Consider the following 10,821-nt stretch of genomic DNA (forward strand, 5'->3'; position numbering starts at 1 on the left):
TGGGCCTGCTCGCCTTGCCGAGGGACGGTCCCCGAGCTTCGTCCCCGCTACGGGGTACGCCAACGGCCTGTCGGTCGGGTTCGTCGCTAGGGCTGTCGCGGCGGTGGCCGGGATTTCAGCGAAGGTGACAGGTGCATGGGCCGGACGCCGGGACGTGACGCTATCGGCCGTGGTGCGTCACATGGGGGAGCCGGTTACCTGGAGGACGTACACACACTCGTGTCGCACGATCGTCAGGTAGAGGAACATTCCGCCAGGCACAAAGGCAGTCTGCACACCGTCCCCCACTCCTTCGTAGCGCGTGCCGTCGAGATGCAGCGCCGCTGCGGCTCGTACGATTTCAGCGGCACGCTTCTCCACCTCGGCGACCAGCGAAGAAGGTGGGGGTGTCTCGCCGCCGACCACGTGCGTCTCATCGGGCTCGTACTCCCAGCGCCACTCACTCATGCGCGAGCGACTCCCGGGCGGCAGCGTAAACGGCCCGGATGCCCGCCATGGCCGTCCGCCAGGCGGGATCATCGCGGTCGAGGATCTGTGCTGCGTACTCGGCGGAGTGCAGGCGCGCGGAGACCGCGGGGAAACGCGCGATCTCGATGACGACGGCCCAGGCCTCCAGGAACTGCACGATCGGGCCGAGCGAATCCGTGCGCGCCGCAAGGGCGATCGCTTCGTCCTTCTGTTGCTCCATCTCAGCTAGCCGGTGCGGTGCGACCTGGGCCAGGGCCACCCGGAGTGCCGAGGGCGTTCGTTCCGGGCGCGGGATGAGAGGACCGCCGGGTTCGGTGTGCTGTGCGCTCATCCTGGTCCTTCCTGAGGTGCCAGGAGCCACAGTACGGCAGGCGTACAGACCTCGCGGGGCCGTTGTGGAAGCCGGATCCGCGCCGGGCACACGATGCGGTGCGGGCCCGCCCCCCCCAGCGGGTCCCGCACCGATGGTCCTGCTTCCCCCCCCGGCCGCGGCGGCTCCCCTCCCGCGCCGCCGCGGCCGTCCCCCGCTCAGGTGGGCTACTGGGCCTTCGGCTTGAAGGGCTCAGAGGTGGCGTGCTGGTCGAGCGTGGTGATCGCCGGCTCGTCCGTGGCGTGCTGGTCGAGGGCGACCGGGGTTCCGGTGGCGTGCTGGTCGAGCGTGGCGATGGCGGGCTCGTCCGTGGCGTGCTGGTCCTGCGGCGTGACGAGCGGCTCGTTCTTCTTCACGTCGCTCATGTTTCTCATCTCCCGTTGGTAAAGCTGCCTGATGGACGGCGAAACCGTCCGGCCACTCCCCCGAGGGTGGCCGGACGGACTTGCCAGGGCCGACAGATTAATGTCCGGCCTTCCAGTCGGCTCTCGCGCCCCCCGACGCGCCGGGCCGACAAGAAAGAGAGTGCCGGGTGCCGATAAACGTTCAATGAACGCGCTGACCAGGGGCGTTATGCAGCCGCCAGCGGGCTGAGCAGGGCACGGACCTGGGTGGCCTCGGGCGAGCCCAGCTCCTCGAAGATGACCAGCGCGTCGCGCCAGCAGACCTGCGCCCGGCCCGCGTGGCCGATGCCGGCCAGGGCCTGACCGAGCACGGTCAGCACGTTGCCGCGCCGCCACTCGCCGCCGATGCCGCGCAGCACCGTCAGGGCCATCTCGGCGTTGGCCGCCGCCTGCGCGGGCCGCCTGCCCGAGAGGTCGACCTCCGCGAGCCGGAACAGCGTCATGCCCTCCCACAGGCGCTGCCTGCTGTCCCGGAACACTTCGAGTGCCTCGTGGAGCCGGTCCGCCGCCGCGGGCAGCTGGCCGCTCTTGGTGAGCGCGAGGCCAAGGGCGTAACGGGCGTTGGCGCCGCGCAGCTCGTGGCCCATCGCGTCGTAGATGTCGAGGCCCTCCTGCGCCAGGGTGACCGCGCTCGCGGTGCGGCCCATGGCCAGGTGGATGCGGGACAGGTTGCACAGGGCGCTGGCCTCGCCGGGCCGGTTGTCGTCGGCGCGGAACGCCTCGATGGCGCGAGTGAGATGGGTCTCGCCGTCGGTGTGCCGGTTCTGGTAGAGCGCGATGATGCCGCGCGCGTTGGAGGCCCAGCACAGCGGCAGCGGGTCCGCGGTGGGGCCGGCGAGCCGCATGGCCTCCTGGGCCTCGCGGTCGGCGGGCTCGAACCGGCCCGCCAGCTGGTGCACATTGGCCAGCGTCATCACCGCGCGGCCCTCGGCCTGGGTGTCGCCCCAGGTACGGGCGGCCTCGCGGACGGCCTCGGCGGTCGCCTCGTACTGCTTGGAGTTGGCGCCGGACTCGCCGAGGTCCAGGGCCGCGTACAGCAGGTCGACGGCGCGGCGCAGGGTGCGCGGCCCCGACAGCTGGCGTACGCAGGCGAGCAGCGGGTCGGCCTCGGTGTACAGCCAGTCCTGGGCGGTGTGGCGGTCGTCGAAGACGAGGCCCCGGTGCGTGGTGGGCTCCAGGTGGTCCACGAGGCGGTCGCCCGGCCGCTCCAGGGCGTACACGCCGGACGCCGTCGCCAGATAGAAGTCGAGCAGGCGCGACATCGCCAACTCGCGCTCTACCGGCGGCAGATCGTCGCGTTCGGCGCAGGAACGCGCGTAGAGCCGCACGAGGTCGTGATAGCGGTAGCGGCCCGGCGCGGCGGACTCCACCAGGGAGGTGTCGACAAGGGACTCCAGCAGGTCCTCGGTCTCCTGCTCGGGGAGGTCGAGGACGGCGGCCGCCGCGGCAAGGGAGATGTCGGGCCCGTCCGGCAGGCCGAGCAGGCGGAAGGCGCGGGACTGGGCGGGCTCCAGCTGGCCGTAGCCGAGCTCGAAGGTGGCCTTGACCGCGAGGTCGCCCGCCTGGAGCTCGTCCAGGCGGCGGCGCTCGTCGGCGAGCTTCGCGGCGAGTACGGACACCGTCCAGGTACGGCGCGAGGCGAGCCGGGATGCCGCGATGCGGATGGCCAGCGGCAGGAAGCCGCAGGCGGCGACCACGTCCAGGGCCGCCTCGCGCTCGGCGGACACCCGCTCCACGCCGACGATCCGGGTGAACAGCTGGAGCGCCTCGTCGGGGGACATCACGTCCAGGTCGACGAGGTGCGCGCCGACCAGGTCGACCATGCGGATGCGGCTGGTGACGAGTGCCGCGCAGCCCGCCGTGCCCGGAAGGAGCGGCCGGATCTGGGCCGCGTCGCGGGCGTTGTCGAGCAGCACCAGGACCCGGCGGCCGTCCAGCGTGGAGCGGAACAGGGCCGCGCGCTCCTCCATCGAGTCGGGGATCGCCGAATCCGGGGTGCCGAGCGCGCGCAGGAACGCGCCGAGCACGGTGTCCGGCTCGGCGGAGTGCTGCCCCGCGCCCTGGAGGTCGACGTACAGCTGGCCGTCGGGGAAGTACGGGCGGGCGGTGTGCGCGACGTGCACGGCGAGCGTGGTCTTGCCGACGCCCCCGATGCCGGCCAGGGCGGAGACCGCCATGACCGTGGTCTCGGCGCTGGCGAGCCGCGAGGTGAGCTCGCGCACGAAGGAGGCGCGGCCGGTGAAGTCCGGTACGGAGGCGGGTAGTTGGGCCGGACGTACGGGTGCCGGGACGGAGACGGGCGCGTCGACGGGCGGCCGGGCCAGGTCCTCGTCGGCCTGGAGGATGCGGTGCTGGAGGCGGGCGAGCTCGGGCCGGGGGTCGACGCCGAGCTCGTCGGCGAGCAGCCGCCGGGTGTCCGCGTACACGGCGAGCGCCTCGGCCTGGCGGCCGCTGCGGTACAGGGCCAGCATGAGCAGTTCGCGCAGGCGCTCGCGCAGCGGGTGGGCGGCGGTCAGCGCGGTCAGTTCGGAGACGGCCTCGGCGTGGCAGCCCGCCTCCAGGTCCATGTCGAGCCGGGCCTCGGTGAGCTGGAGGCGCCATTCGGCGAGCCGCGTGCGCTGGTTCTCGGCGTACGGGCCCGGCACGTTGGCCAGCGGTTCGCCGGCCCAGTGCGCGAGCGCCTCGTTCAGGAGGTCGCGGGCGCGGGACTTCTCGCCGCCGGCCCGGGCCTTTTCGGCGGCGGTCGCCAGCTCCTGCGCCTGGGTGAGGTCGAGGGTGGCGGCGCCGGCCCGGATCGCGTAGCCCCCGGACTCGCTGACCAGGACGCCCGGGTCGAGCACCTTGCGCAGCCGGGAGGCGTACGTGCGGAGCGCGGCCAGGGCCTGGGAGGGCGGCTCCTCGCCCCAGATGGCGTCGATGAGTTCGGCGGCGGTGGCGGTGCGGCCGTCGCGCAGGAGCAGGGCGGCGAGCAGGGCGCGCTGCTGCGGGGAGCCGGACGGCAGGGGCTGTTCGCCCCGCCAGGCCCGCACCGGTCCGAGTACGCCGAAGCGGAGCCCGGCGCCGGATGCCTCCGGGTCGTGCTCGGCCGCCGCTTGGACGAGGTGCCCCGTCGCGCGCTGCGGCGGCGGTTCCGGAGCGCGCTGCTCCGGTACGCGCGGCCCGCCGTCACGGTCCATAGCTGCCCCCTGTACCCCCGTACTCCTGGATTGCTCCCCGCCAGTCTGCCCTGTCCGGAGGGGCTGCGTCAGCAGCAGGTGACGCTCTGCACAAGGCTTCGACACATGCCCTGCACACTCATCGCAAGCGCTGGTGGGGTGGATGAGCGTCCCGGACGGTGCACGATGCGTGCGCGAGTAGCTGACGGATCGTCAGATCAGGTCTACCGTAAACCACATGGAGACCTTCCCGAAGATCATCTCGGTGGACGACCACACGGTGGAGCCCCCCAACGTCTGGCGGGACCGCCTCCCGTCCAAATACCGGGACATCGGCCCGCGCATCGTCAGGGCCCCTTTGAAGGAAATGACGTTCCTGGGCGGCAAGTTCGCGCCGGTCATGGGCGCGAAGGGGGACGACGGGCCGATCGGCGACTGGTGGGTGTACGAGGACCTGCACCGCCCGCTGACCCGCCTGGACACGGCGGTGGGCTACGACAGGGACGAGATAAAGCTGGAGGTCATCACGTACGAGCAGATGAGGCCCGGCTCGTACGACGTGGAGGCCCGCCTGTCCGACATGGACGTGAACCACGTCCAGTCGGCCCTCTGCTTCCCGACCTTCCCCCGCTTCTGTGGCCAGACCTTCACCGAGGCGAAGGACCGCGAACTCGGCCTGCTCTCGGTGCGGGCGTACAACGACTGGATGGTGGAGGAGTGGTGCGGCCCCCAGGCGCGGGGCCGCCTCATCCCGCTGACCCTGATCCCGCTGTGGGACGCGGACCTTGCCGCGGCCGAGGTCCGCCGCAACGCCGCGCGCGGGGTGCGCGCGGTGGCCTTCTCCGAGATACCCCCGCACCTGGGGCTGCCCTCGATCCACACGGACGACTGGGACCCGTTCCTCGCCGCGTGCGACGAGACCGGCACGGTGATCGCCATGCACATCGGCTCCTCCAGCCGCATGCCCTCCACATCCCCGGACGCCCCGCCCGCCGTCGGCTCGACCATCACCTTCGCCAACTGCTGCTTCTCGATGGTCGACTGGCTGATGAGCGGCAAGTTCGAACGCTTCCCCAACCTCAAGATCATGTACGCGGAGGGCCAGATCGGCTGGATCCCGTACATCCTGGAACGCGCGGACGTGGTCTGGGAGGAGAACCGCGGCTGGGGCGGAGTGGCGGACAAGGTCCACCACCCCCCGTCCGAACTCTTCGCGGACCACGTGTACGGCTGCTTCTTCGACGACGCGTTCGGCCTGAAGAACCTGGACGCGGTGGGTGTCGGAAACGTCCTGTACGAGACGGACTACCCCCACTCGGACTCGACATGGCCCAAGTCGAAGGAGGTCGGGGAGGCGCAGATGGGGCACCTGGCGGGGGATGCGGTGGAGCGGATTGTGCGGGGCAATGCGATTGGGTTGTTGGGGCTGACGCCGGAGGGGGTTTGGGCGGGATAGCGCGCGGCACCAAGTCGCGTTGTTGAGGCGTCAGTAGGGCTCATCCGGGTTCATGGGCGGCCGCGTTGCCGAACCCCCTCATGGCGAGCAGCGCTCCCAGCGCGCAGCCCACCAGGAGGCCGACTCCGTGGTTGTTGCTCAGGGTGCACAGGAGCAGGCCCGCGACCGGGATCGGGAGGGGGAGGAGGCGGGCCGTCATGGGGGCGGGGCGCGGGAGGTGCGTGGTCGCCAGGGCGCCCAGCAGGCCGCACAGGGCGACCGAGTCGCCGCCTCCCGTCGGGCTCCAGCCCGCCATGCTCACCGCCTGGGCCGTCACCCCGCCCGCCAGGAAGACCAGCGGCATCCACACCGGGCCGAGCCGGCGCTGGGCGACCGGGGCGATGACCGCGATCGCCGCCAGGTTGAAGGTCAGTTGGACCCAGCCGGAGGTCTGCACCAGGAGTGCGGTCACCGCCCGCCACCACGGTGCGCCGGGCTCGCGCTGGAGGTGGTCCATGACGGAGGGGGCTGCCGTCTGCGCGACCGCCATCGCGGCCATCAGGGCCACCATCGCCGCCGCGGCCCACGGCACCGGGCGCCGCCACAGGATGCGCAGCAGTTCGGCGGGGCTCACGCGGCGCCCACCCGCCTCGGCCAGGATGAGCTTGGTGCCGGGCGCCACGACGGCCGCCGCGCAGCCGTAGAGGATCACCGTGTGGAGGGTCATGGGCTCATCGTGACGCAGGTGTTCGGGAGCGCGGCAGGGTGGTCCGTCGCCGGGTGACGGTGACATTTGTCCCGCCCGCCGCCACCATCAACAGCATGGCGCTGACCCTTGCTGAAGCAGAGAAGATCCTGGCCGACAACTTCGCACCCTGGGTGCGCGATCTCGGGCTGACCGTGGAAGACACCGGCGAGCTCCATGCCGTACTGCGGCTGCCCTGGAGTGACGCGCTCGCGCGGGACGGGGGCGGGATCAGCGGGCAGGCCCTGATGGCCGCTGCCGACACCGCCACCGTCATCGCGGTGGCTTCCGCGCGCGGGGCGTACGGGCCCATGACGACCGTCCAGCAGTCCACCACCTTCCAGCGCCCGGTGACCGGCGCCGACGTACTCGTCGACGCGCGCGTCACCAAGCTCGGGCGCCGGATGGCCTTCGCCGAGATCACCATGACGGGCGAGGGCACCGAGGAGCCGGCCGCCCGGGCGTCCACGGTGTACGCGCTGCTGGGCTGAGGCCGGTCGCCGGTGCGCTGCCGCCGCCCGCGCACCGGCGTCGCTCCCTGAGTCCGGCCGCCGTACGCCGTTGCCCGCACACCCCTTGCCTGACGATGCGTCAGCTATGACGATGGGGCCACCGAGCTATTTGACGGAGCGTCAGATCAGGGTGGAGGCGGGCGTACGGTGCCGATACTGCCGAACGGGCGACTGGTGTACGGGATGCAGCTCCCCGTCCAGTCGCAGAGCACCATCTACGCGGAGGGGTGGGAGGCCGACGCCGGCCCGGCGGACCTGGCCGAGATCGCGCGGGTGGCCGAGCGCTCCGGCTTCGCCTACCTGGCGAGCTGCGATCACGTCGCCATTCCCCGTCGGCTCGCGGGGGCGATGAGCACCATCTGGTACGACCCGGTCGCCACCCTCTCCTTCCTCGCCGGGGTCACCGAGCGGGTCCGGCTGATGAGCCACGTGGCCGTCGTAGGGCTCCGGCACCCCCTCGTCACCGCCAAGCAGTACGCGACCCTGGACCACCTCAGCGGCGGGCGGCTGATCCTCGGGGTCGGGGCCGGGCACGTACGGGAGGAATTCGAGGCGGTCGGGGCCGATTTCGACCGGCGGGGGCCCGTGCTCGACGAGACCGTCGACGCGCTGCGGGCCGCGCTCGGGCCGGAGGAGTACCCGTCCTTCCAGGGCGAGCGGTTCGCGTTCAGCGGGCTCGGGCAGCGGCCCCGGCCGGCCCAGGTGCGCGTACCGATCTGGGTGGGCGGGTCGTCCCCGGCGGCGGTCCGCCGGGCCGCCCTGCGCGGGGACGGCTGGCTGCCCCAGGGGGATTCGAGGAGTGAACTCCCGGCCCAGATAGCCAAGTTGAAGGGCATTCGGGAGGACGCCGGGATCGTCGACCCGATCACCGTCGGCGCGATCACCGAGGCGCTGTACGTCGGTGAGCCCGGCTGGGAGACCGGGCGGCGCACCCTCGTCGGGAAGCCGGAGGCCCTCGCCGAGTCGCTGCGCGCGTACCGGGCGATGGGCGTCGATCAGATTCAGGTGCGGTTCCGGTGCCGGGGGCGCGATGAGCTCACCGACCAGATGGCCTCGTTCGGGGCCGATGTCGGCCCCCACCTCAATGACTAGGACGCCTCAATGACCAGGACACCTCTACGGCTGGGAGTACGGCATGGGCAAGCTTGATGGGCGGGTCGTCTTCATCACCGGCGGGGCGCGCGGGCAGGGCGAGCAGGAGGCCCGGCTGTTCGTGGCCGAGGGGGCCAGGGTCGTCATCGCCGATGTGCTCGACGAGCAAGGGGAGGCGCTGGCGCAGGAGTTGGGGAAGCAGGCGGGGGAGGACGCCGCCCGCTTCGTACATCTCGATGTGAGCCGGGAGGAGGAGTGGGTGGCCGCCGTCCGCGCCGCCAAGGACGCCTTTGGGAAGATCGACGGGCTGGTCAACAACGCGGGGATTCTGCGTTTCAACGCGCTCGTCGACACCCCGCTCGACGAGTTCATGCAGGTCGTGCAGGTCAACCAGGTCGGCTGCTTCCTCGGGATCAAGACCGTCGCGCCCGAGATAGGCGCCGCGGGCGGCGGCACCATCGTCAACACCGCCTCGTACACGGCGATGACCGGCATGAGCGCGGTCGGCACGTACGCCGCCACCAAGCACGCCATCCTCGGGCTCACCCGGGTCGCCTCGATGGAGCTCGCGCACCTGAAGATCCGGGTCAACGCGGTGTGCCCGGGGGCCATCGACACCGCGATGTCCAACCCCGCCCAGCTGGACCCGACGGCGGACGCCTCGGAGACCTCGGCGGCCCTCGGCGAGCTCTACCGCAAGCTGGTGCCGCTCGGCCGGGTCGGCAGGCCCGAGGAGGTGGCCGCGCTCGCCCTGTTCCTGTCCACCGAGGACTCCTCGTACATCACGGGGCAGCCGTTCGTCATCGACGGGGGGTGGCTGGCCGGGGTGTCACTGTTCTGAGGCCGGAGCCATGTCTGACTATGCGTCAGGTATTGACGGTCCCTGCGGCCGGTGGAACAGTCGAGCTCGTCACAATCTGACGATGCGTCAGAAACTCGTGATTCTCATGAAGGAGAAGTCCCTTGGAATTCGGACTCTTTGTGCAGGGATACGTGCCGGCAGCACGGTCCGCGGTCGACCCCATGGCGGAGCACAAGGCGCTGATGGAGGAGACGAAGTACGTCATCCAGGCCGACAAGTCCGGCTTCAAGTACGCCTGGGCCTCCGAGCACCACTTCCTGGAGGAGTACTCGCACCTCTCGGCCAACGAGGTCTTCCTCGGCTACCTCGCCCACGCCACCGAGCGCATCCACCTCGGCTCGGGCATCTTCAACCCGCTGGCCCAGGTGAACCACCCCGTGAAGGTCGCCGAGAAGGTGGCCATGCTCGACCATCTGTCGGAAGGGCGCTTCGAGTTCGGCAGCGGGCGCGGCGCCGGGTCGCACGAGATCCTGGGGTTCATACCGGGCGTCACGGACATGAACTACACCAAGGAAATCTGGGAAGAGACCATCGCGGAGTTCCCCAAGATGTGGCTCCAGGACGAGTACCAGGGCTTCCAGGGCAAGCACTGGTCGCTCCCGCCGCGCAAGATCCTCCCCAAGCCGTACGGCAAGTCGCACCCGGCCATGTGGTACGCCGCCGGGTCCCCCTCCTCGTACGCCATGGCGGCGAAGAAGGGGCTCGGGGTGCTCGGCTTCTCCGTGCAGAAGGTCTCCGACATGGAGTGGGTCCTGGAGCAGTACAAGACGGCCATCCAGGAGGCCGAGCCGGTCGGTGACTTCGTCAACGACAACGTGATGGTGACGTCGACGGCGATCTGTGCGCCTACGCATGACGAGGCGGTGCGGATCGCGGTCGAGGGCGGGCTCAATCGGCTTCAGTCGCTCGTGTTCCGGTACCACGACACCTTCCCCCGGCCCGAGGGGATTCCGGAGTGGCCGGAGACCCTGCCGGAGTACAACGCGGAGATCATCGAGCTGCTCATCGCCGAGGAGCTGATGATCTGCGGCGACCCGGACGAGGTCACCGCGCAGTGCAAGCGGTGGGAGCAGGCGGGGGCGGACCAGTTGTCGTTCGGGCTGCCGATCGGGGTGCCGTTCGAGGACACGCTGCAGACGATTCGGCTGATCGGGGAGCATGTGATTCCGAAGATCGACACGGATCCGGTCCACCGGTCTTCCCGCTTCCGAGCAGCGGCGGGGGGCTGACGCCCCCAGGCCCCGGGGGCCCGCACCCTCGCCCCTTCCGCTGTGACACTCTGCGGCTTTGCTGCGTGGGCTCCGGGGGTGAGATCCGGGTGCGGCCCGGCGGTCGCTGCTGGGGCTCCGCCCCAGACCCCGTTGGGGCCCCACCCCGCCCCTTCCCGAAACCCGCCGGGGGTGAGATGTCTGGGTGCGGCCCGGCGGTCGTTCCTGGGGCTCTGCCCCAGACCCCGTTCGCGCCTTAAGGGCGGTCGTCCTCAATCGCCGGACGGGCTGGGGTGGGCTGATGCCCGTGATCGTCGGACGGGCTGAAATGCCACCGTCCGGCCAGGATCAACCCTGCTGGGGGCGCGGGGAACTGCGCGAGCAACCACGCACGGCCGGCAGGCGAAAAGCGGGTTGGGGGGTGCGGGGGCGAAGCCCCCGATGGGGTCTGGGGCGGAGCCCGGGGCTGGACCTTTCCCATCCCCGTCACGGGATGGGGGTCCCCTGCTCTTCAAGAGCTTGGGGGAGGGTGGGGAACCCGTGGGGTCTGGGGCGGAGCCCCAGGAGCCC

Annotated in this window: 10 protein-coding genes; 5 read left to right on the top strand and 5 right to left on the bottom strand. The window is 71.3% G+C overall.

All coding sequences use genetic code 11. From position 1 onward, the window contains the following. Positions 1–177: 177 nt before the first annotated feature. The 4 genes from ADK54_RS42185 to ADK54_RS42200 form a co-directional block, all read right to left on the bottom strand. Complete coding sequence (locus tag ADK54_RS42185) at positions 178–447, bottom strand: hypothetical protein (RefSeq protein WP_053731167.1); 270 nt, start codon at positions 445–447, stop codon at positions 178–180. After that, positions 440–799, bottom strand: a complete 360-nt coding sequence (locus ADK54_RS42190) for a hypothetical protein (RefSeq protein WP_053731168.1) — start codon at positions 797–799, stop codon at positions 440–442. Before ADK54_RS42190 ends, ADK54_RS42185 begins: the two co-directional genes overlap by 8 nt. A gap of 206 nt (positions 800–1,005) precedes the next feature. Next, positions 1,006–1,203: a hypothetical protein gene (locus ADK54_RS42195; protein ID WP_053731169.1), complete on the bottom strand. Its 198-nt coding sequence runs from the start codon at positions 1,201–1,203 to the stop codon at positions 1,006–1,008. Between the two features lie 206 nt (positions 1,204–1,409). Next, complete coding sequence (locus ADK54_RS42200; protein WP_053731170.1) at positions 1,410–4,418, bottom strand: AfsR/SARP family transcriptional regulator; 3,009 nt, start codon at positions 4,416–4,418, stop codon at positions 1,410–1,412. A 217-nt stretch (positions 4,419–4,635) separates the two neighbouring features. Here ADK54_RS42200 and ADK54_RS42205 point away from each other — a divergent pair, with 217 nt between their 5' ends. Continuing rightward, complete coding sequence (locus tag ADK54_RS42205; protein ID WP_053731171.1) at positions 4,636–5,853, top strand: amidohydrolase family protein; 1,218 nt, start codon at positions 4,636–4,638, stop codon at positions 5,851–5,853. A 40-nt stretch (positions 5,854–5,893) separates the two neighbouring features. On the opposite strand, the gene ADK54_RS42210 is transcribed toward ADK54_RS42205, so the two are convergent. Next, on the bottom strand, positions 5,894–6,559 hold the full coding sequence (locus tag ADK54_RS42210) for a rhomboid family intramembrane serine protease (RefSeq protein WP_053731172.1): 666 nt from the start codon (positions 6,557–6,559) through the stop codon (positions 5,894–5,896). A gap of 95 nt (positions 6,560–6,654) precedes the next feature. Here ADK54_RS42210 and ADK54_RS42215 point away from each other — a divergent pair, with 95 nt between their 5' ends. From ADK54_RS42215 to ADK54_RS42230, 4 genes are all read left to right on the top strand, one after another. After that, entirely contained in the window at positions 6,655–7,068 is a 414-nt protein-coding gene (locus ADK54_RS42215) for a PaaI family thioesterase (protein ID WP_053731178.1), read from the top strand. Positions 7,069–7,236: 168 nt separating this feature from the next. Next, complete coding sequence (locus tag ADK54_RS42220) at positions 7,237–8,181, top strand: LLM class F420-dependent oxidoreductase (protein ID WP_053731173.1); 945 nt, start codon at positions 7,237–7,239, stop codon at positions 8,179–8,181. Positions 8,182–8,224: 43 nt separating this feature from the next. Further along, positions 8,225–9,022, top strand: a complete 798-nt coding sequence (locus ADK54_RS42225; RefSeq protein WP_053731174.1) for an SDR family NAD(P)-dependent oxidoreductase — start codon at positions 8,225–8,227, stop codon at positions 9,020–9,022. A gap of 122 nt (positions 9,023–9,144) precedes the next feature. Beyond that, positions 9,145–10,272, top strand: a complete 1,128-nt coding sequence (locus ADK54_RS42230; RefSeq protein WP_053731175.1) for an LLM class flavin-dependent oxidoreductase — start codon at positions 9,145–9,147, stop codon at positions 10,270–10,272. Positions 10,273–10,821: the final 549 nt, after the last annotated feature.

This window comes from Streptomyces sp. WM6378, from assembly GCF_001279695.1.
Lineage (GTDB): Bacteria > Actinomycetota > Actinomycetes > Streptomycetales > Streptomycetaceae > Streptomyces.

Excerpts from the sequence above, each read along its gene's own strand:
- ADK54_RS42225 (WP_053731174.1), top strand. The coding sequence starts at position 8,225 with ATGGGCAAGCTTGATGGGCGGGTCGTCTTCATCACCGGCGGGGCGCGC.
- ADK54_RS42215 (WP_053731178.1), top strand. The coding sequence starts at position 6,655 with ATGGCGCTGACCCTTGCTGAAGCAGAGAAGATCCTGGCCGACAACTTC.
- ADK54_RS42190 (WP_053731168.1), bottom strand. The coding sequence starts at position 799 with ATGAGCGCACAGCACACCGAACCCGGCGGTCCTCTCATCCCGCGCCCG.
- ADK54_RS42200 (WP_053731170.1), bottom strand. The coding sequence starts at position 4,418 with ATGGACCGTGACGGCGGGCCGCGCGTACCGGAGCAGCGCGCTCCGGAA.
- ADK54_RS42185 (WP_053731167.1), bottom strand. The coding sequence starts at position 447 with ATGAGTGAGTGGCGCTGGGAGTACGAGCCCGATGAGACGCACGTGGTC.
- ADK54_RS42195 (WP_053731169.1), bottom strand. The coding sequence starts at position 1,203 with ATGAGCGACGTGAAGAAGAACGAGCCGCTCGTCACGCCGCAGGACCAG.
- ADK54_RS42210 (WP_053731172.1), bottom strand. The coding sequence starts at position 6,559 with ATGACCCTCCACACGGTGATCCTCTACGGCTGCGCGGCGGCCGTCGTG.
- ADK54_RS42205 (WP_053731171.1), top strand. The coding sequence starts at position 4,636 with ATGGAGACCTTCCCGAAGATCATCTCGGTGGACGACCACACGGTGGAG.